Raw genomic sequence first — 18,935 nt, 5'->3', positions numbered from 1 at the left:
CACGCCCCACGCGCCGACCTCCGTGCATCCCCCGGCCCAAACCAATCCATCCGACCCCCCCAAAGATCGGACCCTTGGATCAGCTCCGCTCAACCCAGGGAATCACTTCCGTGCATCCGGTAGCCCAGAGGGGGAGCAACTCTTCGGCGTTAGCCGCGTGATCACGCCGTCGGGAAGCCCTTGTTGCGCAGGTAGGGCTTCACGTCCACGTCGCGACCCATGAGCTTGCGGTAGGCGATCTCCGGATCGACCGAGTTGCCGATGCTCATGACATTGGCGCGCAGCTTGGCGGCCATGGGCTTGTCGTACATGCCGCCCGGCGAGGATTTGAAACCGTTGACCACGTCCAGGGCCAGGGTCTCCGACCACAGGTAGCTGTAATAGCCCGCTGAATAGCCGTCGCCGGCGAAGACGTGGCCGAACTGCGGGGTGCGGTGGCGCATGACCAGTTCGCTGGGCATGCCGAGCTTGGTGAGTTCGTCGCGCTCGAAGGCGTCAGGATCGATGTCCACGTCGCCGGCCAGATGCAGCTTCATGTCGATGATCGCCGACGACAGGTACTCGGTGACGTCGAAGCCCTGGCGGAAGGTGGAGGCCTTCTCCAGCTTCTCCACCAGCTCGGCCGGGATCGGCTTCCCGGTCTTGTGGTGCAGGGCGTAACTGTTCAACACTTGAGGCGTCGGCAGCCAGTGCTCGTTGATCTGGCTGGGGAACTCCACATAGTCGCGCGCCACCGCCGTGCCCGAGAGCGAGGGATAGGCCACATCGGAGTTCAGGCCGTGGATGGCGTGGCCGAACTCGTGGAACATGGTCTCGGCGTCGTCCCAGGAGATCAGCACCGGCTCGCCGGGCGCGCCCTTCACGAAGTTCGAGTTGTTGGAGACGATGGTGGTGATCGGCTTGTCGAACTTTTCCTGGGTCCGATAGGCGTTCATCCAGGCGCCGGAACGCTTGCCGGTCCGGGCGTAGGGGTCAAAGTACCAGAGCCCCACATGCTTGCCGTCGCGCTTGACCTCCCAGACGCGGATGTCCGGATGGGCGACCGGCACATTGGTCACCTGTTCGAACTGGAAGCCGTAGACCTCGCCCGCAGCCCAGAACATGCCCTCGCGCAGCTTCTCCAGCTGCATGTACGGCTTCACCGCGTTCATATCGAGGTCGTAGCGGTCGGCCCGGACCTTCTCGGCGTAGAAGCGGTAGTCCCAGGGCTCGATGCGGTGGCCGGCCTTCTCCTTGTCGGCGATGGCCTGCATCTCGGCCACCTCCTCCTTCACCCGCGCGATGGCCGAGGGCCAGACACGCAGCATGAGCGCCATGGCGGCCTCGGGCGTCTTGGCCATGGCGTTCTCCAGCCGCCAGTGGGCGTGGGTCGGATAGCCCAGCAGCTTGGCGCGCTCGACCCGCAGCTTGAGGATCTTCTTGATGTTGGCGTTGTTGTCCTTGGCGTCGCCGTTGTCGCCGCGGCTGTAATAGGTGCGCCAGACCTTCTCGCGCAGGTCGCGGCGGGTGGAGTAGGTCAGGAACGGGTCCATCGAGGAGCGGGTGTTGAGGATCGCCCATTCGCCCTCGTGGCCGCGGTCCTTGGCGCCTGCGGCGGCCGCGGCGCGGACGTCGTCGGGCAGGCCGGCCAGCTCGCTCTCGGTGCGCAGGTAGAGGACGTAGTCGGTTTCGTCGGCCAGCAGGTTCTGGGTGAAGCTGGTGAACAGACCGGCCAGCTCCTGGTTGATCTCGGCGACGCGTTTCTTGTCGGCGGCCGAGAGCCGCGCGCCGGCGCGCACGAAGCGGTTCCAGTAGAGCCAGGCCAGGCGCTGCTGCTCGGGGGTCAGCTTGGCGCGGGCCTCGTAGACCGCCTCGATGCGCTTGAAGAGCTTCTCGTTCTGCAGGGTCTCGTCGTTATGGGCCGACAGCTTGGGCGACATCTCCTTCTCGATGGCGCGCATCTCGGGGGTCGAGAGGGTGCCCGACCAGACGCCGTAGAAGGTCCCCACCCGATCGCCCATGTCGCCAGAGCGCTCCAGGGCAGCGATGATGTTCTCGAAGGTCGGCGACGCCTTGCTGTCGGCGATGGCGTCGATCTCGGCCCGCTCGGTCTTCATGGCCAGTTCGAGGGCGGGCTTGAAGTCGGCGACGGCGATCTTGTCGAAGGCGGGGACCCCGCCATACGGGCCGGTCCAGGCGGCGGTGATCGCGCCGGTGGACCCTTGGGCGAAGGCGGCGACGGGCAGCGTCGAGGCGGCGGCGATCGCGCCCGAGGCGGCAAGGAAAGTGCGCCGTTTCATGGAGTCTCCTGAGAGTTCGTTCAGAGTTGGCGGGACCTTAGGGTCAACCTTGCTGAACGTCACATGACGGGATGGTAATGTGACGCCTAGGCAGACGTCCGCTGCGCAGACTCGGCGCATTCGCGGCTGATCTGGTGGGCTTCGCCTTCCGGCAGTCCGCAGGCGATGAGGAGCAGGGCCACGACCTGGGTCCCGTGGTCCGGCGGGACGTCGCCGCGGAAGATGTCGCGCTGGGCCATGCGGAAGGCGCCGACGACGATGCTGCGCGCGGCGACCACATTGGCGGACTTGCTGAATCGCCCCTCTTCGACTCCTCGCAGGAAGAGGGCGTCGAACCGCGCCGCGAACGTCGGATCGGTCGGGGCGTCGGACTCGCTCAGCCGTAGCGCCATCCATCCCTGAACCGGGTCGGCGGTGAAGGTGGCCAGGATGTGGTGCAGCACCGTGGCGAAACGGACGGCGACGTCCTGGTGCGGCGGCGCTGGCCCGAGGGCCTGGACCATGGTGGCTGAGACCCGGGCGTTGAGGGCGATGATCAGATCGCCGATCGCGGGGAAGTAGTTGTAGAAGGTGCCGCGCGAAACGCCGGCCGCGGCGACGAAGTCCTCGATGGACGCGGCTTCCGGCCCCTTGCAGGAGATGACTTCCGTCGCCGCATCGAGCAGGCGCTCGCGCGTCTTCGCGCGGCGGTTCTCCGCGGTGGCGGCTCGGGCCTCCAGGTTGACCCGCATGGGACGGCGTTCGGTCAGGCGGCCTCGGGCAGGTACTGTTTCACCGCGTTGGCGGCGGCGAGCGAGAGCGGATCGCTCTGCATCTCTAGGACGGCGATCTCCTGCTGCAGGGCCGCGCTGATCTCGCGATGCGACAAGGGCGAGAGATGGAGCAGGGCCTTGGTGGTGGCCCGCGCCAGCGCCAGCGCTGTCTGCAGGTCCACCTCGACGCCGATGACCCAGCTGGAGGCGGGGTCGTCCAAAGACAGGTCGCGATTGGCGGCCAAAGGATAGTTCATAAGAAATCTCGACGGATGACGACGCGTAAAACTCCACGGGCAGGAGCGTCCTGGGCCGCCCGTCGTGACCCTGACTTGGCCACGTCTCGATTATTTCAGGGTGACAATTATGTCAGGCTGACATCGCTGTCAATTCGAAATATCGAGATTCGCTGAACGGAGTCATCAAGCCGCTCATGGACGCCTGAACGGCGCCCGGCTACATCGGATTCATGGCCATTGGCGTTTTCGATTCCGGCGTGGGCGGTCTTTCCGTCCACCGTGCGCTCGTGGAGCGCCTCCCCACCGCGGACTTCGTCTATCTGGCCGATCAGGCCAACGCGCCCTACGGCGGGCGCGAGGGCGAGAACATCGTCGACCTGACCCGGGCCGGCTGCGAGCGACTGTTCGCCGAGGACTGCGATCTCGTCGTCCTGGCGTGCAATACCGCCTCGGGGATCGCCCTGCGCCGGCTGCAGCAGACCTGGCTGCCGGGCTATCGCAAGCAGCTGGGGCGGCCGGTGAATATCCTGGGCATCATCGTACCGACCATCGAGGCGGCTACGGGCCTGCCCTGGGAGCACGAGGCTGACCGGCGCGGCGACAAGATCGAGAAGCTGGATGTGCTGGCGGTGTTCTCGACGCCCGCCACCGCCCGCTCGCGCGTCTACGAGATCGAGATCGACAAGCGCCGCCAGGACGTAGCGGTGTTCTCCGAGGCCTGTCCGGACCTGGCGCGGATGATCGAGGCTGGCGCCGGCGCGGTGGAATTGGCCACCACCATCCAGGGCCATGTGGACGCCATCGGCCGCCGGATCGGGCGCGCGCCGGATCGGGCCATTCTCGGCTGCACCCACTACGAGATCGTCGCCGACATGTTCCGCGCGGCGTTGAAGCCGGGCACCCCGCTGATCCATCAGCCGGGCGCCACGGCCGACGCCCTGGAGGGCTATCTCGCCAAGCACCCGGAATATAGGGCGGGCGAGGGCGGCTCGCGGCGGTTCCTGACCACCGGAAAGCCGGGCGCCCAGTCCAGCTTGGTGGAGACTTTTTGGGGAGGCCCGCTAAGCTTCGAGAAGGCTTAGGGAGCTGACCCCATGAAGATCGGATGGACCGTGGCGCTGATCCTGTCGCTCGCGCCGCTCGCTGCGCAGGCCGAGGTGGTCGAGCGCACCGAGGCGGGCTTCCGCACGAAGAAGACCGTCGAGGTCGCCGCGTCGCCGGACAAGGCCTATGCCGCCCTTGGGCAGATCGGATCCTGGTGGGACGGCGCCCACACCTATACCGGCAAGGCGTCCAACATGACCGTCAAGCTGGAGGCCGGCGCCTGTTTCTGCGAGGCCTTGCCCGGCGGCGGGGTGCGCCACGGCGTGGTCGCCCTGGCCTGGCCCGACCAGCACACCCTGCGGATCGAAGCGGCCCTCGGTCCCCTACAGGATGAGGGCGCGGCCGGCGCCCTCACCTTCAAGATCTCGCCGAAGAGCGGCGGCGGCTCGACGGTCACCGTCACCTATCATGTGGGCGGGATGCGCGCCGCCGCCGCCAAGGCCTTCGCCGACCCCGTCGACCAGGTGATCGGCACCCAGGCGGGAAGGTTCGGCAAGTTCGTGGACACCGGCAAGCCGGACTAGGCGGCGGAGGCCGCCGCCGTCAGCACGGCGTCGAGGCGCGCGCCTTCCAGATAGAGGCCGAGGCTGGGCGAGGGTGCGGCGCCGGCGCTCTGCACGGCGTCGGCCTGGCGGGCGCCGAGCACGGTGGTGATCGGAACGACGCCGCTCCAGGCGCTCCAGGCCTCGTCCGAGGCGAGGCGGTTGACGCCGCCAGCCCGGACCTTCGCGGACGCCTCTTCGATGGTCATCTCCACCAGGCCGATCAGCTTGATCTCGTTGTCCAGAGCCGGGCGCAGTTCGGCCGAGCGGTTCGGATAGAGCCGGTCGATGAAGGCGCTCATCGCCGCGCGCCGCGCCTCCAGCCCCTCGACCATCCGCGCGGTGCCGAAGGCCATGACCGAGCGATAGTTCATCGAGTGGGCCAGGCCCGAGCGCGCCAGGACCAGGCCGTCCATGTGGGTGACGGTGACACAGACCGGCAGGCCCGCGCCCTGGGCGCGGATCATCCGGCCGGCGGCCGAGCCGTGCCAATAGAGCTTGCGGCCCTGTCGCCAGAAGGTGGTCGGCGTCACGAAAGGCTCCCCGTCCAGGACATAGCCCACGTGGCACAGCACGGCCGCGTCGAGGATCGCGTAGACGCTCGCCTCGTCATAGGCGGCCCGGTCGGGCTTGCGCCGCGCCTTGGACCGGACGGTCGGGGTGAAGGATTCGCTCATCTCAGGCTCCGTTAGAGCCTCCTGTTATGGGCGATGCGGTCTGGTCGACAAATCCAGTTCCCGCTGGTCGGTCAGACCACTTTCCGGCATGATCGGCCCATGAGTTGGGCCGACATCTATCCCTGGAGCCCGCCGGAGCCGGGTGAGCCGGTGGTCCGGCGCCTGTACGACCAGGTGCGCGGAGCGATCCTGTCGGGGGCCCTGAAGCCGGGCGGCCGCCTGCCGTCGAGCCGCGATTTCTCGACCCGGCTGGGCGTGGCGCGGGCCTCGGTGGTGGCCGCCTACGACTTGCTGCTGGCCGAGGGCTATGCGGAGGGCCGCGCCGGCTCGGGCACCTATGTCTCCAGCGACCTCAGCGGGGTGATCGACGTCAAGCCGCAGACGCCGGCCCCGTCCGCCCCGCCGCCGCCGATCCCGGCCCGGGCGCGGGTGCTGGACGAGATCACCTTCCCGACGCCCCAGACGGAACCCAGGTTGTTCGCCACCGGCCGCACCCTGCTGGATGCGCGCGCCCTGGACGCCTGGTCGGCCTCGACGCGGCGGGCCCTGCGCACGCTGGGGCCGGTCCATTTCGGCTATTCGGACGCGGCTGGCGAACGGCCCCTTCGCGAGGCGATCGCCGACTATCTGCGCGCCGCCCGCGGGGTGGTCTGTGACCCGGACCAGGTGATCGTCACGTCCGGCGCCCAGCATGCGGTGGACATCGCCGCGCGCCTGCTGCTGCACCCCGGCGACCGGGTCTGGATGGAGGATCCGGGCTATCCGGCGACCCTGCACGCCCTCAGCTCGGCGGGCGTGGCGGTCCAGCACGTGGCCGTTGATCGCTCGGGCCTGGTCGTCTCCGAGGGTGTCGCCGCGGCGCCCGACGCGCGGGTGGTGTTCGTGACGCCGTCGCACCAGTACCCGCTGGGGGTGACGCTCTCAATGGCGAGGCGGCTGGAGCTGCTGGCCTGGGCGCGGGAGACCGGCGCCTGGATCGTCGAGGACGACTACGCCTCGGAGTTCCGTTACGCCGGTCCGCCCCTGGCTTCCCTGCAGGGCCTCGATGGCGGGGAGCGGGTGATCTATGTGGGAACGCTCAACAAGGCGCTCTTCCCCGGCCTGCGGATGGGCTACGCCGTCGTGCCCAAGGCGCTGGCCGCCGCCTTCGCCAACGCCCGCCAGGTGATCGACCGCCAGCCGCCGACCCTGACCCAGGCCATGCTGCTGGACTTCATGCGCGAGGGGCATTTCGCTGCCCACATCCGCAGACGGCGGTTGGCCGACAAGGCCAAGCGTGACGCGCTCGCCGGCGCCCTGACGGAGCAGATGGGCGACGTCTTCGAGGTCCACGTCCCGGACCAGGGCATGCACCTGATCGCCTATTTCAAGGACGGCCGCTCGGACCTGGAGGCCGAGACGGTCGCGGACCGGGCGGGGATCTATGTGCGCGCCATCAGCCGGCTCTATCGCGCGGTGGAGCCCAGGTCAGGGCTGATGCTAGGCTTTTCGGGCTTCCCCGCGCGGACGATGGCCGGCGGGGTGGCGCGGCTGAAGAGGGCGCTGGGCTAGGCCGTCTCGGCGAAGATGTGCAAGGCCACGTATTGAAGCAGCATGATTGTCTTGGCGTCGATAATTCGGCCGTCTGAAACCATGGCCAGCGCCTGATCCAGCAGCAACTCCAGCACCTCGATCTCTTCGCCCTCCGCCTCGATCCCGCCGCCCCGGCCAATCCGCATGTCCGCGTCATACTCCGCTACGAAGAAATGCAGTTGTTCGGTCACCGAGCCGGGGCTCATGAAGCAGGAGAAGACCTTCCGGATTTCGCCGAGGCGGTAGCCGGTTTCCTCTTCCACCTCGGCCCTGATCCGTACTTCGGGAGAAGCGCGATCGAGCAAACCGGCGGCGGCCTCGATTAGCAGACCGTCGTATCCGCCGACGTACGCCGGATAGCGGAACTGGCGTGTAAGCAGAACGGTCCGCGCCGCGCGGTTATAGGGCAGCAGCGTCGCGCCGTTGCCCCGGTCGTAGGTTTCGCGGCTCACGGTCTGCCACGCGCCGTCGGCCCGCCGCCAATCGAAGGTCGTCTTCTTGAGGACGTACCAATCGTCGGACAGCAGCCGCACGTCCCGGATTCGAATGCGATCAGCCAGTGACATGAGATGCCAATAGCGGCATTATCGTGCAGAAACAAGCATGATCGTGCATGAAGGAGTCGCGATGCTGACCCAACAGCGCAAGCGCCACATCCTGGAAGTTCTGCGGCGTGACGGCCAAGTGGTGGCCAAGGCGCTCTCGGCGGAGTTGTCGCTGTCGGAGGACACGATTCGACGCGATCTGCGCGATCTGGCGCATGAGGGCCTCCTCCATCGTGTGCATGGCGGCGCCCTGCCGGCGTCGAAGGCGGTCGGCGATCTCAGCACGCGGGCATCAGTGTCCACGATGGAAAAGGTCGCGATCGGGCGGGCTGCAGCGGGAATGATCCGGTCCGGTCAGGTCGTCATCCTCGATGGCGGCACGACGGCGGTCCAACTGGTGCGCAGCCTAGACCGGAATTTGCGGGCCACTATCGTCACCCACAGTCCGGCCATCGCCGTCGAGTTGGCCGACCATGCCGTCGACGTCATCATGATCGGAGGGCGGCTCTTCAAGCACTCGATGGTTGCCGTCGGCGCCTTGGCCATTGAGTCGATCCAACGGATTCGGGCCGACACATATTTTATCGGCGCCACCGCCGTTCATCCCGATGTTGGCCTCAGCACCGACGATGCCGAGGAGGCGGCCATCAAGCGCGCGCTCGTGGCCGCGGCCGGCGAGACGGTCGCGCTCGCATCCTCGGAAAAGCTGGGCGCTGCATCACCTTTCGTGATCGCGCCGGCTCGTGAAATCTCGATCCTCGTCACCACGGACGTGGTGCCGGAAAATCGGCTGGAGCCGTTCGAACAGCTAGGCGTGACGGTCTTGCGAGCGCCGTCCGCGAGCTAAGCCGCGGCGGCTTCCCCGGCGATCACACGGCCGACGGCGTTGACCACCGAGGCGATGCGCAGAGCCGCCTGGATGCTGGTGTTGGGCACGCCGTGCTTCTTCAGCTCGGCTTCGTGGGCGTCCAGGCACATGCCGCAGCCGTTGATCGCCGAGACAGCGGTGGACCAGAGCTCGAAGTCGACCTTCTCCACGCCGGGATTGGCCAGGATGTTCATCCGCAGCTTGGCCGGCAGGGTCTTGTACTCGCCGTTCGAGAGCAGGTGCAGCGAGCGGTAGTAGACATTGTTCATTCCCATGATCGCCGCCGCGGCCTTGGCGGCGGTCTTGGCCTCGTCGGACAGGCCGGCGGCGGTCGCCGCGGCTTCCACCGCCTTGACCACGGCTGGGACGCCGACGGCGTGGGCGGAGGCCACGAAGGCGCCCCACTTCTGCTGGTCGCTGAGCAGGGTCTCGGCGGCCAGGCTCGAGAGGTTCAGGCTCAGATCCTTGGCGTAGGCGGGCAGGGTCTCGCGCAGGGCGTCGAGCGACATCGGACGGCTCCGGAAATCAGGGAATGAGAAAAGGGGGGTCCGGGGCGCGCGGGGAGATCGCGCGCACCCGGACCGAAGGCCAGCCTTCGGGGCTGGAGGGAGAAACCTAGGCGGCCTTCAGGGTTTCGCCGCCAACCGAGCGGTTGCACGGGCAGAGCTCGTCGGTCTGCAGGGCGTCCAGCACCCGCAGGGTGTCGGCCGGGGCGCGGCCGACGTTCAGGTTGGTGACGTAGACGTGCTGCACGACATTGTGCGGATCGACCACGTAGGTGGCGCGCAGGGCGACGCCCTCGTCCTCGTTGAGCACGCCGAGCGCGCGGGCGAACTTCCCGGAATTGTCGGCGAAGTTCCAGATCGGCAGGCTGTTGAGGTCCGGGTGCTCCCGGCGCCAACCCAGCTTGGAGTGCTCATTGTCGGTCGAACCGCCCAGGACCACGGCGTCGCGTTCCTCGAACTGGCTGTTCAGGCGCGCGAACTCGGCGATCTCGGTCGGGCAGACGAAGGTGAAGTCCTTCGGATAGAAGAAGATGACCTTCCACTTCCCCGGGAAGCTGTCCTGGGTGACGGTCTCGAAGGCGCTCTCGCCGTTCTCTTCGTGACGGTTGAACTTGGGCTTCACGCCCACGACCTTGAAGTCCGGCAGTTTCTCGCCAACGCCCAGCATCAGTCTCTCCTTGAAAAATCACACGCGGCCGAGGCCGTGACGGGGAGATAGGGATGCTGCGCTGCAATATCCAATCGATTGTCTCTGGAAATTGGATAGATTTTCCCTATCTTCGATCCGTGAGCCTGCCCACCCTGCGACAGCTGCAATACCTGAAGCTCCTGGCCGAGCACGGCTCCTTCGGCCGGGCGGCCGACGCCGCCCACGTGACCCAGCCGACCCTCTCGTCGGGCGTCCAGGAGCTGGAGAAGATCCTCGGCGCCCCGGTCGTCGACCGCGCCCGTTCGGGCATGATCCTCACCGCCGTGGGCCAGGCGGCCCTGGAGCGGGCGATCGTCATCCTCAACGAGGCCGACGAGCTGGTGCAGGCCGCCCGCAACGCCGGCCAACCGCTCACCGGCCGCTTCCGGTTGGGGGTGATCCCCACCGTCGCCCCCTTCCTGCTGCCCAAGGCCCTGCCGCTACTGCGGGCCCGCTTCCCCAAGCTGCGGCTGTTCCTGCGCGAGGATCTGACCCACCGCCTGCTGGCGGCGCTCAAGGCGGGCCAGCTCGACGCGGCCCTGATCGCCCTGCCCTACGACATGGCGGGCCTGGCCCACGCCCACGTCTCCGACGACGAACTGCTGGCCGCCCTGCCGGGCAACCACCCCCTGGCCCATGAGAAGGAGGCGCCGCCCTCGGCCTTGGAGAATGACGACCTGATCCTGCTGGAGGACGGCCACTGCCTGCGCGACCACGCGCTCGCCGCCTGCGGCCTGAAGCCGCCCAAGGCGACCGGCGAGGAGGAGGCCTTCGCCGCCACCTCCCTACCGACCCTGGTGCAGATGGTGGGCTCGGGCCTGGGCGTCAGCTTCATCCCGGCCATGGCGGTCGCCGCGGGGCTGACCGACGCGGCCGGCGTGGCCGTCCTGCCGCTGAAGGGGGAACATCCCAACCGTGAGATCGTGGTCGCCTGGCGGGCGGGCTCCAGCCGCGCGCCCGAGGGCCGGCTGCTGGCCGAGACTCTTCGCGGAGCTTGAGCTTAGCTGGCGCGTTGAAGGCTGGCTGATAGGAGCATCCCCCTTGAACCGATTTCCGCACCTGGCGCTCGCGGGCGCCGCCGTCTGCCTTTCCGGCTGCATGAGCATGTCGCGCAGCGAGACCGTTTCGGCCCTCTCCACCGATTGGACCGCCAACGGCCGGGTGGACGAGATCACCCTGACCAAGGGCGAGCTCAAGGTGACGCCGCAGTTCGACGACATCTTCAAGGCCAAGGTGAAGGCCAAGCTCGACGCCTGCGCCGGGGGGACCCGGCCCCTGCGCCTGGAGGCCAAGATCGACCGCCTCGACAAGGCCAATCCCGTCATGACCACCGTGGTGGCCGGCGCCAATGTCCTGCGCGGCGAGGCGCGGCTGGTGGACATTGTCACGGGCAAGGTGGTCGCCGACTACAAGGTCGGCCAGACCATCGTCGGCGGCCGCTTCGCCATCGTGGTGATGGGCGAGGCCGAGGAGCAGCTCTCCGAAGCCTTCGGCGACGAGCTCTGCAAGCAGGCCTTCCCCGCGCCGAAGTAGGTCGCTCTCCCGTCAGTTCGTCATCCCCGAGCTCGTCTCGGGGATCCATACACACCGAAGCTTCGGTGAAACCCCCGGTGACGGCGTCCATGGATGGCCGGGACCTGCGGCCCGGCCATGACGATCCGCTGGGCTGGACGACAAATAGAATAGTTTCGATATATCTATTGCAATTCGTTCCGGTCGAGATATATCTGTAAAATCGACATATCTAAATAGGATCGAAAATGTATCGACACCACTGGAAACGAAACGAGCAGCGCAGCCGCCATCCGTTCGGCGGACACGGCTTTGGCGGCCATCACCGCGGCGGTCCCGGACGGGGCGGGCGCATCGGCCGCATCCTGGAGCACGGCGACCTCCGCTTCGTGATCCTGGCCCTGCTGAAGGAAAAGCCCAGCCACGGCTACGAACTGATCCGCGCCTTGGAGGAGCGCACCGGCGGCGCCTATCGCCCCAGCCCGGGCGTTATCTACCCGACCCTGTCCCTGCTGGAGGACGAAGGCTTCGTCCGGCAGACGGGCGGAGACGGTGGCCGCAAGGCCTATGAGATCACCCCGGAGGGCGACCAGGCCCTGGAACAGAACCGCGCGGCCGTCGACGCCGTCTTCGCCCGCCTCGACGAGGCCGGCGAGCAGTCGCCCCGCTCCTCGCCCCGGGTGGCCCGGGCCATGCAGAACCTGGGCGTGGCGCTGAAGCTGCGGCTGCAGGGCGAACGCCCCACCGAGGCGCAGATCGACGCCATCGCCGCGGCGATCGACGAGGCCGCCGCCAAGATCGAGCGGGTCTAAGGATGGAGGCGCCGATGAAATCCAGCGCCACCGTGCCCACGGCCCACGCCGCCCGCTATATGGTGCAGCTCTGCAAGCACTTCGGGCACAAGATCCCAGCGACCTGGGAAGGCCAGGAAGGGCGCATCACCTTCGAGGCGGGCGAGGCGGCCCTGCGGGCCACCCCCGACACCCTGCTGCTGGTGAGCTCGTCCGCCGACCCCGACGGCCTGGCCCGGGTCGAGCGGGTGGTGGCGAGCCACCTCAAGCGCTTCGCCTTCCGCGAGCCGGACCTGGCCGTGGAGTGGCGCCGCGGGGCTTAGGGTCCGGACCCTAGAGCGCCTTGGTGAAATAGAGGGCCAGTTCGTCGTCCACCTCGACGGTCTGGCCGGGCGAGACATTGGTCCCGTTCCAGGCGATCCCTCGCCCGTCCGGCAGGTAGCCGCGCAACACGTAGAGCCGCTGCGCGGGCCCGTAGTCCGGATAGAGTCCGACCCCGATCCCGGCGACGGGCGAGCGCTCGGCGATCAGGGCCTCGGCCGCGTCCATCAGGCGCGAGCCGATCCCCCGGCGGCGGAGGTGAGCCAGGACGTTGAAGTCCTGGATCTCCGGGATCCCCTGGGCCCGGAACGCCCGATAGGTGGATTCCCAGCGCACGGTCAGATAGCCCGCGAAGGCCCCGTCCAAGCGCGCCACCAGCACGGGCCGCTCGCCGGCGGTCTGCTCGTCGAGATAGCGCTCGTACTGGGCGGCGGGTTTGACCCAACCCATGTCCGCGAACGCCGCCTCGAAGGCCGCTGGATCGTCCTTCGCAAGCCAGCTGATTTCCAACATCAGTCGAACAACTTCTGGCTGAGATAGACATAGTGTCTCGCCCAGCGCCGGGCGTTCAGCTCGGGATCGGCGTCGTTGGCGTGGCCGCCGAAGGTGTTCTCGAAATAGAGGTAGGGATAGCCCAGGGCTTCGAGCTTGGCGGCGAACTTGCGTGCGTGACCGGGATGGACCCGGTCGTCGCGGGTGTTCGTCGTGACATAGGGCTCGGGGTATTTCTGGCCCGGCTTCAGGTTCAGGTAACCGTCATACTTGGCGATGAAGGCGTGGTCGGCTGGGACCTCCGGATCGCCATACTCACCCACCCACGAGGCGCCGGCAGAGAGCTTGTGGTAGCGCAGCATGTCGGTCAGCGGGCTTTCCACCACCACGGCGTTCCAGAGTTCCGGATGCTGGGTGAGCGACACGGTGGTCAGGACCCCGCCGTTGGAGCGGCCGTAGATGCCGAGCCGGCGGGCCGAGGTGATCTTGCGCGCGGCCAGGTCACGGGCCACGGCGGCGAAGTCGTCGAAGGCCAGCTGGCGCTTTTCGCGTAGCACTGACTGGTGCCAGTCTGGACCGAACTCCCCGCCGCCGCGGATATTGGCGATCACATAGGCGCCGCCGCGCTCCAGCCAGATCTTGCCCATCTCGGGGATATAGACCGGCGGCTTGGCGACCTCGAAGCCGCCGTAGCCGTACATGATGGTCGGCGTCGAGCCGTCCAGCTTGGCGGCCTTCGGGCGGACCACGAAATAGGGGATCCTGGTCCCGTCGCTGGAGGTCGCCCAATACTGGTCGACCCGGTCCTTGGAAGCGTCGAAGCGGGCGGGCAGGGTCTTGACCTGCTGGGCCTGGCCCGTCGCGGCGTTGGCCAGCCACAGGCTGTTGGGCGCCAGGAAGCTCTCGCCGGCCACGAACAGCTGGTCGTCCTTCCCCGAGGCGGAGCGCAGGGTCAGGGTGGCGTCCTTGGGCAAGGCCAGGCGCCGGGCGGTCCACTTGCCGGCCTTCAGGTCGTAGACGTCGACCGCGCCCTTCACGTCCTCCAGCAGCTCGACGGCCAGCATGCCCTTGGTGTCGGCGACGCCCCGGACCGCCTGGCGCGGGCCGGGCTGGAAGACCAGTTCCGCCTTCAGGGTGGTCGGATCGACGGCGATCACCGAGCCGATTGCGAAGTCCGACCAGGCCTCCTGCACGGTGAAGATCATCGCGCCGTCGACATAGGCCTGGAACCGCGCCTTGCGCGGCAGCGGGACCGGGGTCAGCTTGCCGTCGGCATAGAGGCTGTGCTCAGACTCGTAGAAGGACAGGCCGCGCTCGACCAGGATGGCGTCGACCTTGCCGCCCTCGCCGCGCAGGACATTGGGCGTGGCCCAGACGTCGGTCTTCTGGCCGCGGAAGGTCTCCTTGGCCTCGCCCGAGCGGGAGAGGATTTTCAGCACATAGGGATAGCCCGAGGTCGTGACCTCGCCGGGGACCCATTCGCGGCCGACCAGCAGGGTGTCGGCGTCCAGCCATTCGACGTTCTGCTTGCCCTCGGCCAGGCGGAAGCCGCCCTCGACGAAAGCCTTCCTCGTCGTGTCGAACTCCCGCAGTTCGACTGCGTCGCCGCCGCCGTTGGAGAGGCTGACCAGGCAGACGGCCTCGGCCGGCTTGAGGCAGGTCGCGCCCTTCCAGAACCAGTTCTTACCCTCGGCCTTCGACAAGCCGTCGAGGTCCAGCAAGGTTTCCCAGGCCGGATCGGCGCCGCGATAGGAGGCCAGCGAGGCGGTCCGCCAGATCCCGTGGGTGTTGACGCCGTCCTGCCAGAAATTGTCCACGCCCGCGCCCCGGAAGCTCGGCTGGGCGATACGGTCCTTGGCGGTGAAGATCGCCCGGCCCTCGGCGAGGAATGGGGCGTAACGGGCGTCGCTCTCCAGCCGCTTGGCCGCCTTGGCGTTCTGCGCCTCGACCCAGGCCATGGACCTGGGGGAATCGATATCCTCAAGCCAGACGAAGGGGTCCTCGGCCTGGGCGACGGCGGCGGCCGGAGCGATGAGCAGGGCGCCTGCGAGCGCCGCGGAGATGAGCTTCATGGCGTCATGGATAAATCGCCCGGGCAGGGCCTGTCTTCCAAAAGGTGATCGGCGGACAATTCTCCCCTATATAGCCGGCCATCATGAGCCGTCCGTTCCTGAAGATGAACGGGCTCGGCAACGACTTCGTCGTGGTCGAGGCCCGATCCGCGCCCTTCGCGCCGACGCCTGAGGAGGTGCGCGCGATCGCGAGCCGGCAGGCTGGGATCGGCTGCGACCAGCTGGTCTCCATCGAGGCCTCCGACAAGGCCGACGCCGCCGTGCGCTTCTGGAACGCCGACGGCGAGGAGGTGGGCGCCTGCGGCAACGCCAGCCGCTGCGTGGGCTGGCTGCTGATGGAGGCCTCGGGCCGCGACCAGGCGGTGATGGAGACGCAAGGCGGGCTGCTGACCGCCACCCGCGCCGGCGACAAGATCGTCAGCGTCGACATGGGCGTCCCGGGCCTCGACTGGACCGACATCCCGCTCGCCGAGGAGATGGACACCAAGGGGATCGAACTGCAGGTCGGGCCCATCGACGCCCCGATCCTGCACACCCCGGGCTGCGTCTCCATGGGCAATCCGCACGTGGTGTTCTTCGTGCCCGACATCGAGACCGCGCCGGTGATCGAGGTCGGGCCGATGATCGAGCACCATCATCTGTTCCCCGAAGCCGTGAACGTCGGCTTCGCCCAGATCGTCGCTCGCGACCGCATCCGCCTGCGGGTCTGGGAGCGGGGGGCGGGCCTGACCAAGGCCTGCGGCACCGGCGCCTGCGCGGCCCTGGTGGCGGCCCATCGCCGCGGCCTGACCGACAACAAGGCGACCCTGGCGCTGGACGGCGGGGAGCTGACCATCGAGTGGCGCGAGTCCGACGGCCATGTGATCATGACCGGACCCGCCCAGGTGGATTTCACGGGGACCCTGCCGTGACCCGACGCGTCGCCCTCCTCGGACTCATACTCGCGCCGCTGCTGGGGGCCGCCAGCTCGCCTATCGCCACCTATGCGATGAGCTCGGACTCCATGCGCCCGAACCTGGAGAAGGGCGATCTGGTCGGGGCCGATATGCTGGAAGGGATGTGCGGTCAGACCCGTCCCCAGCCCGGCGACGTCGTGGTCTACCGCCCGAAGGACAAGCCTCAGCCCTATCTCGGCCGCGTGGTCGCCGGACCCGGCCAGACCCTGCGGATTCGTCGCGGCCGGTTGGTGATCGACGGCCGCACCGTTCCGGCCGCCCGTGTCGTCGAAGCGGCTGGCGGTGCGGGCGCGGTGGTCCAGGAGACCCTGAGCAACGGGCGCAGCTATTTCACCCTGGCCAGCGGCGAGGAGGCCCTGTTCGACGACATCGCCCCCGTGCGCCTGGGGCCGCAGGACTGGTATATACTGGGCGACAACCGCGACGACGCCTCAGACTCGCGAATCTGGGGTCCCTTCGAAAACAAGGACATCTGCGCCGTCGCCACCGTCATCCTCCAGGCCAAGGACAAGAAGCGTGTCGGCGCAAAGCCCTGATATGGACCTGCCCGTGGCCGCGCCCGGCGACGGCGCCGATGTCCGCATCGTCACGTTCGGCTGCCGGCTCAACGCCTATGAGAGCGAGGTCATCCGCGCGCGCGCCGCCGAGGACGGGCTGGCCAACGCCATCGTCTTCAACACCTGCGCGGTGACCGGCGAGGCCGTGCGCCAGGCCCGCCAGGCGATCCGCAAGGCGCGCCGCGAGCGGCCCGACGCCCGGCTGATCGTCACCGGCTGCGCCGCCCAGATCGATCCCGCCGCATTCGCCGGCATGGCCGAGGTCGACCTGGTGCTGGGCAACGCCGAGAAGTCCCAGGCCGGCGCCTATTCGGCCAGCGCGCCGGAGGGCCGGGTCCGGGTCAACGACATCATGAGCGTGCGCGAGACCGCCGGCCACCTGATCGACGGCCTGAAGGACCGCGCCCGGGCCTATGTTGAGGTGCAGAACGGCTGCGACCACCGCTGCACCTTCTGCGTCATCCCCTATGGCCGCGGCAATTCCCGCTCGGCCGCCGCCGGCGAGGTGGTGGAGCAGGTCCGCAAGCTGACCGCCCAGGGCTATCTCGAGGTGGTGCTGACCGGTGTGGACATCACCAGCTGGGGCGCCGACCTGCCCGGCCAGCCGACGCTTGGCCAGCTGGTCGCGCGCATCCTGAAGCTGGTCCCTGAACTGCCGCGCCTGCGGCTGTCGTCCATCGACGCCGCCGAGATCGACCCTGACCTGATGCGCTGCCTGGCCGAAGACCCTCGGCTGATGCCTTATCTTCACCTGTCGCTGCAGGCCGGCGACGACATGATCCTCAAGCGCATGAAGCGCCGCCACCTGCGCGCCGACGCGCTCAAGCTGATCGCCGACGTCCGCGCCGTGCGCCCCGACACCGCCTTCGGCGCCGACCTGATCGCCGGCTTCCCGACCGAGACCGAGGAGATGTTCGCCAACACCCTTCGGCTGGTGGAGGAGGGCGCCCTGTCGTTCCTGCACGTCTTCCCGTTCAGCCCGCGCCCCGGAACCCCGGCGGCCCGGATGCCGCAGCTGCAGCGCCCGGTGATCAAGGACCGCGCCGCGCGCCTGCGGGCGGCGGGCGAGGCGGCCCTGCTCCGTCACCTGGAGTGCCAGGTCGGCCGCACGGTCACCGGCCTGGTGGAGCGCGACGGGGTGGCGCGGGCCGAGGACTTCACTGAGATCGCCTTCACGGGCGAGGCGGCGGTGGGCTCTATCGTCGCGATGCGGATCACCGGCCACGCGGGCGGCAGGGCGCTCGGCCACGTGGCGGTCCTGGAGGCGGCGGAATGAGCGGCGAGACCGGCGGATGCCAGTGCGGCGCGGTGCGTTTCAAGGTGACCGGCGAGCTCGGCCGCGCCTCAATCTGCCACTGCCGCATGTGTCAGAAGGCATTCGGCGGCCCCTACGGAGCCCTGGTCTCGGTGAACAAGGCGGACCTCGAATGGACCCGGGGCGAACCCAAGCGCTTCGCCAGCTCCAACAAGGTGGATCGCGGCTTCTGCGGCGACTGCGGCACGCCTTTGACCTTCGAGTGGCATTCGAGGATCATCGACCTCGCCATCGCGGCCTTCGACGATGCGGCGTCCATCAAACCGGTGTTGCAGCTGGACGTGGAGCGCGCGCTGCCCTGGGTCGCCGGGGTGTCCGACCTGCCGGTGAAGACGCCGGAGGAGGAGGCCAAGATGCAGGCCTATCAGGCCACCATCGTCAGCCATCAGCACCCCGACTACGACGCAGCGGAGTGGCCGCTCGCCAAATAGATTCGTCATCCTTGGAAAAGGCGAGCTTCGCCTTCCTTCTCCCCTTGCGGGAGAAGGATGCTGGCGGCTCATCTTCAGGCCTCGTCCGGCCGCCCCCGCCCTGGAAAGCCCGGCAGGCTCCAGCCCCAGTGGAGGGCGCCGGCGCGGACGAGGAAGGCGGCGAGGAAACCCGCGATCCCGGCCCAGACAGACGGCGCCCCCAGCAGCTCCAGGCCGACGAAGACCCCGGCCCCGATCAACGCGCAGGTCACATAAATCTCGCGGCGCAGCAGCACCGAGGGTTCGTGGGCCAGGACGTCGCGGATGACGCCGCCGAAACAGGCCGTCAGAACTCCCATGACCACCGCGGAGAAGGGCGGCACGTCCAGCGCCCCGGCCTTGGCTGCGCCCACCACGCAATAGGCGGCCATGCCCAGCGCATCGAGCCACAGCAGCACCCGCATCCGCGCCTGGCCGGCGCCGAACACCCAGACCGCCACGGCCGCGGCCAGGCAGGCCAGGATGTAGCCCGGTCGGTCCACCCAGAAGACCGGCGCCCCGATCAGCAGGTCGCGCAGGGTCCCGCCCCCGACCCCGGTCACGGCGGCGAAGAAGCCGAAGGTGATGATGTCGTGCTTCTGGCGCGCCGCGGCCAGCGCGCCGGTGGCGCCGAAGACCGCCACCGCGCCATAGTCGAGCCAGACGAGGGTGGCGGCCAAGGCGTCCATGTCCGAACC

At 68.4% G+C, this 18,935-nt stretch carries 22 protein-coding genes; 12 read left to right on the top strand and 10 right to left on the bottom strand.

The window, feature by feature from the left end; all coding sequences use genetic code 11:
* Positions 1-161 precede the first annotated feature (161 nt).
* The 3 genes from Q8Q88_RS24255 to Q8Q88_RS24245 form a co-directional block, all read right to left on the bottom strand.
* Positions 162-2,279, bottom strand: coding sequence for a M3 family metallopeptidase (locus Q8Q88_RS24255; RefSeq protein WP_305677747.1), 2,118 nt, complete (start codon positions 2,277-2,279; stop codon positions 162-164).
* An 86-nt stretch (positions 2,280-2,365) separates the two neighbouring features.
* A complete protein-coding gene (locus Q8Q88_RS24250; RefSeq protein ID WP_305677746.1) occupies positions 2,366-3,010 on the bottom strand; it encodes a TetR/AcrR family transcriptional regulator in 645 nt (214 codons plus the stop codon).
* A 14-nt stretch (positions 3,011-3,024) separates the two neighbouring features.
* Positions 3,025-3,288, bottom strand: coding sequence for a hypothetical protein (locus Q8Q88_RS24245; protein ID WP_305677745.1), 264 nt, complete (start codon positions 3,286-3,288; stop codon positions 3,025-3,027).
* 212 nt (positions 3,289-3,500) lie between these two features.
* Here Q8Q88_RS24245 and Q8Q88_RS24240 point away from each other — a divergent pair, with 212 nt between their 5' ends.
* On the top strand, positions 3,501-4,352 hold the full coding sequence (locus tag Q8Q88_RS24240) for a glutamate racemase (protein WP_305677744.1): 852 nt from the start codon (positions 3,501-3,503) through the stop codon (positions 4,350-4,352).
* 12 nt (positions 4,353-4,364) lie between these two features.
* The gene (locus Q8Q88_RS24235; protein ID WP_305677743.1) at positions 4,365-4,898 is read left to right on the top strand and encodes an SRPBCC family protein; all 534 of its coding nucleotides are present in this window, start codon (positions 4,365-4,367) and stop codon (positions 4,896-4,898) included.
* Here the strand turns inward: Q8Q88_RS24235 and Q8Q88_RS24230 are convergent.
* Positions 4,895-5,593 (bottom strand): pyridoxamine 5'-phosphate oxidase family protein, encoded by a 699-nt coding sequence (locus Q8Q88_RS24230; RefSeq protein ID WP_305677742.1) that lies wholly within the window; start codon positions 5,591-5,593, stop codon positions 4,895-4,897. The two genes, Q8Q88_RS24235 and Q8Q88_RS24230, sit on opposite strands and share 4 nt — an antisense overlap.
* A 99-nt stretch (positions 5,594-5,692) precedes the next feature.
* Here Q8Q88_RS24230 and Q8Q88_RS24225 point away from each other — a divergent pair, with 99 nt between their 5' ends.
* Positions 5,693-7,144, top strand: a complete 1,452-nt coding sequence (locus Q8Q88_RS24225) for a PLP-dependent aminotransferase family protein (protein ID WP_305677741.1) — start codon at positions 5,693-5,695, stop codon at positions 7,142-7,144.
* Here the strand turns inward: Q8Q88_RS24225 and Q8Q88_RS24220 are convergent.
* Positions 7,141-7,731, bottom strand: coding sequence for an NUDIX domain-containing protein (locus Q8Q88_RS24220; RefSeq protein WP_305677740.1), 591 nt, complete (start codon positions 7,729-7,731; stop codon positions 7,141-7,143). The genes Q8Q88_RS24225 and Q8Q88_RS24220 overlap by 4 nt on opposite strands.
* A 37-nt stretch (positions 7,732-7,768) precedes the next feature.
* Between Q8Q88_RS24220 and Q8Q88_RS24215 the strand changes: the two genes are divergently transcribed.
* Positions 7,769-8,557, top strand: a complete 789-nt coding sequence (locus Q8Q88_RS24215) for a DeoR/GlpR family DNA-binding transcription regulator (protein ID WP_305677739.1) — start codon at positions 7,769-7,771, stop codon at positions 8,555-8,557.
* Here the strand turns inward: Q8Q88_RS24215 and Q8Q88_RS24210 are convergent.
* Positions 8,554-9,087 carry a carboxymuconolactone decarboxylase family protein gene (locus Q8Q88_RS24210; RefSeq protein WP_305677738.1) on the bottom strand — a complete coding sequence of 178 codons (534 nt, stop codon included), beginning with the start codon at positions 9,085-9,087 and terminating at the stop codon, positions 8,554-8,556. The genes Q8Q88_RS24215 and Q8Q88_RS24210 overlap by 4 nt on opposite strands.
* Positions 9,088-9,193: 106 nt before the next feature.
* On the bottom strand, positions 9,194-9,751 hold the full coding sequence (locus tag Q8Q88_RS24205) for a peroxiredoxin (RefSeq protein ID WP_305677737.1): 558 nt from the start codon (positions 9,749-9,751) through the stop codon (positions 9,194-9,196).
* Positions 9,752-9,870: 119 nt separating this feature from the next.
* Between Q8Q88_RS24205 and Q8Q88_RS24200 the strand changes: the two genes are divergently transcribed.
* From Q8Q88_RS24200 to Q8Q88_RS24185, 4 genes are all read left to right on the top strand, one after another.
* Complete coding sequence (locus tag Q8Q88_RS24200; RefSeq protein ID WP_305677736.1) at positions 9,871-10,770, top strand: hydrogen peroxide-inducible genes activator; 900 nt, start codon at positions 9,871-9,873, stop codon at positions 10,768-10,770.
* A gap of 43 nt (positions 10,771-10,813) precedes the next feature.
* Positions 10,814-11,305 (top strand): hypothetical protein, encoded by a 492-nt coding sequence (locus tag Q8Q88_RS24195; RefSeq protein ID WP_305677735.1) that lies wholly within the window; start codon positions 10,814-10,816, stop codon positions 11,303-11,305.
* A gap of 227 nt (positions 11,306-11,532) precedes the next feature.
* Positions 11,533-12,096, top strand: a complete 564-nt coding sequence (locus Q8Q88_RS24190) for a PadR family transcriptional regulator (RefSeq protein ID WP_305677734.1) — start codon at positions 11,533-11,535, stop codon at positions 12,094-12,096.
* Positions 12,097-12,110: 14 nt separating this feature from the next.
* Positions 12,111-12,398 carry a DUF2218 domain-containing protein gene (locus tag Q8Q88_RS24185; RefSeq protein WP_305677733.1) on the top strand — a complete coding sequence of 96 codons (288 nt, stop codon included), beginning with the start codon at positions 12,111-12,113 and terminating at the stop codon, positions 12,396-12,398.
* Between the two features lie 10 nt (positions 12,399-12,408).
* On the opposite strand, the gene Q8Q88_RS24180 is transcribed toward Q8Q88_RS24185, so the two are convergent.
* Positions 12,409-12,909 (bottom strand): GNAT family N-acetyltransferase, encoded by a 501-nt coding sequence (locus Q8Q88_RS24180; protein ID WP_305677732.1) that lies wholly within the window; start codon positions 12,907-12,909, stop codon positions 12,409-12,411.
* Positions 12,909-14,960, bottom strand: a complete 2,052-nt coding sequence (locus tag Q8Q88_RS24175) for a prolyl oligopeptidase family protein (RefSeq protein WP_305677731.1) — start codon at positions 14,958-14,960, stop codon at positions 12,909-12,911. The genes Q8Q88_RS24180 and Q8Q88_RS24175 overlap by 1 nt, the downstream gene beginning before the upstream one ends.
* Positions 14,961-15,043: 83 nt before the next feature.
* Here Q8Q88_RS24175 and dapF point away from each other — a divergent pair, with 83 nt between their 5' ends.
* Genes dapF through Q8Q88_RS24155 form a run of 4 tightly spaced genes read left to right on the top strand, consistent with a single transcriptional unit; the run spans position 15,044 to position 18,219 of the window.
* Positions 15,044-15,871, top strand: coding sequence for a diaminopimelate epimerase (gene dapF, locus Q8Q88_RS24170; RefSeq protein ID WP_305677730.1), 828 nt, complete (start codon positions 15,044-15,046; stop codon positions 15,869-15,871).
* Positions 15,868-16,452: a signal peptidase I gene (lepB, locus tag Q8Q88_RS24165; protein ID WP_305677729.1), complete on the top strand. Its 585-nt coding sequence runs from the start codon at positions 15,868-15,870 to the stop codon at positions 16,450-16,452. Before dapF ends, lepB begins: the two co-directional genes overlap by 4 nt.
* 1 nt (position 16,453) lies before the next feature.
* On the top strand, positions 16,454-17,749 hold the full coding sequence (mtaB, locus tag Q8Q88_RS24160; RefSeq protein WP_305677728.1) for a tRNA (N(6)-L-threonylcarbamoyladenosine(37)-C(2))-methylthiotransferase MtaB: 1,296 nt from the start codon (positions 16,454-16,456) through the stop codon (positions 17,747-17,749).
* Positions 17,746-18,219 (top strand): GFA family protein, encoded by a 474-nt coding sequence (locus tag Q8Q88_RS24155; RefSeq protein WP_305677727.1) that lies wholly within the window; start codon positions 17,746-17,748, stop codon positions 18,217-18,219. The genes mtaB and Q8Q88_RS24155 overlap by 4 nt, the downstream gene beginning before the upstream one ends.
* A gap of 74 nt (positions 18,220-18,293) precedes the next feature.
* On the opposite strand, the gene Q8Q88_RS24150 is transcribed toward Q8Q88_RS24155, so the two are convergent.
* Positions 18,294-18,926, bottom strand: coding sequence for a trimeric intracellular cation channel family protein (locus Q8Q88_RS24150; protein WP_305677726.1), 633 nt, complete (start codon positions 18,924-18,926; stop codon positions 18,294-18,296).
* Between the last annotated feature and the right edge of the window lie 9 nt (positions 18,927-18,935).

This window comes from Phenylobacterium sp. (genome assembly GCF_030697925.1).
In the GTDB taxonomy this organism is placed as follows: Bacteria; Pseudomonadota; Alphaproteobacteria; order Caulobacterales; family Caulobacteraceae; genus Phenylobacterium.
This window is presented reverse-complemented; position numbering and strand designations above follow the sequence as displayed.

What these genes read in the sequence shown, in the direction of transcription:
- Q8Q88_RS24255 (WP_305677747.1), bottom strand. Translation starts at nt 2,279, where the DNA reads ATGAAACGGCGCACTTTCCTTGCCGCCTCGGGCGCGATCGCCGCCGCC.
- Q8Q88_RS24250 (WP_305677746.1), bottom strand. Translation starts at nt 3,010, where the DNA reads ATGCGGGTCAACCTGGAGGCCCGAGCCGCCACCGCGGAGAACCGCCGC.
- Q8Q88_RS24245 (WP_305677745.1), bottom strand. Translation starts at nt 3,288, where the DNA reads ATGAACTATCCTTTGGCCGCCAATCGCGACCTGTCTTTGGACGACCCC.
- Q8Q88_RS24240 (WP_305677744.1), top strand. Translation starts at nt 3,501, where the DNA reads ATGGCCATTGGCGTTTTCGATTCCGGCGTGGGCGGTCTTTCCGTCCAC.
- Q8Q88_RS24235 (WP_305677743.1), top strand. Translation starts at nt 4,365, where the DNA reads ATGAAGATCGGATGGACCGTGGCGCTGATCCTGTCGCTCGCGCCGCTC.
- Q8Q88_RS24230 (WP_305677742.1), bottom strand. Translation starts at nt 5,593, where the DNA reads ATGAGCGAATCCTTCACCCCGACCGTCCGGTCCAAGGCGCGGCGCAAG.
- Q8Q88_RS24225 (WP_305677741.1), top strand. Translation starts at nt 5,693, where the DNA reads ATGAGTTGGGCCGACATCTATCCCTGGAGCCCGCCGGAGCCGGGTGAG.
- Q8Q88_RS24220 (WP_305677740.1), bottom strand. Translation starts at nt 7,731, where the DNA reads ATGTCACTGGCTGATCGCATTCGAATCCGGGACGTGCGGCTGCTGTCC.
- Q8Q88_RS24215 (WP_305677739.1), top strand. Translation starts at nt 7,769, where the DNA reads ATGATCGTGCATGAAGGAGTCGCGATGCTGACCCAACAGCGCAAGCGC.
- Q8Q88_RS24210 (WP_305677738.1), bottom strand. Translation starts at nt 9,087, where the DNA reads ATGTCGCTCGACGCCCTGCGCGAGACCCTGCCCGCCTACGCCAAGGAT.
- Q8Q88_RS24205 (WP_305677737.1), bottom strand. Translation starts at nt 9,751, where the DNA reads ATGCTGGGCGTTGGCGAGAAACTGCCGGACTTCAAGGTCGTGGGCGTG.
- Q8Q88_RS24190 (WP_305677734.1), top strand. Translation starts at nt 11,533, where the DNA reads ATGTATCGACACCACTGGAAACGAAACGAGCAGCGCAGCCGCCATCCG.
- Q8Q88_RS24185 (WP_305677733.1), top strand. Translation starts at nt 12,111, where the DNA reads ATGAAATCCAGCGCCACCGTGCCCACGGCCCACGCCGCCCGCTATATG.
- Q8Q88_RS24180 (WP_305677732.1), bottom strand. Translation starts at nt 12,909, where the DNA reads ATGTTGGAAATCAGCTGGCTTGCGAAGGACGATCCAGCGGCCTTCGAG.
- Q8Q88_RS24175 (WP_305677731.1), bottom strand. Translation starts at nt 14,960, where the DNA reads ATGAAGCTCATCTCCGCGGCGCTCGCAGGCGCCCTGCTCATCGCTCCG.
- dapF (WP_305677730.1), top strand. Translation starts at nt 15,044, where the DNA reads ATGAGCCGTCCGTTCCTGAAGATGAACGGGCTCGGCAACGACTTCGTC.
- mtaB (WP_305677728.1), top strand. Translation starts at nt 16,454, where the DNA reads ATGGACCTGCCCGTGGCCGCGCCCGGCGACGGCGCCGATGTCCGCATC.
- Q8Q88_RS24155 (WP_305677727.1), top strand. Translation starts at nt 17,746, where the DNA reads ATGAGCGGCGAGACCGGCGGATGCCAGTGCGGCGCGGTGCGTTTCAAG.
- Q8Q88_RS24150 (WP_305677726.1), bottom strand. Translation starts at nt 18,926, where the DNA reads ATGGACGCCTTGGCCGCCACCCTCGTCTGGCTCGACTATGGCGCGGTG.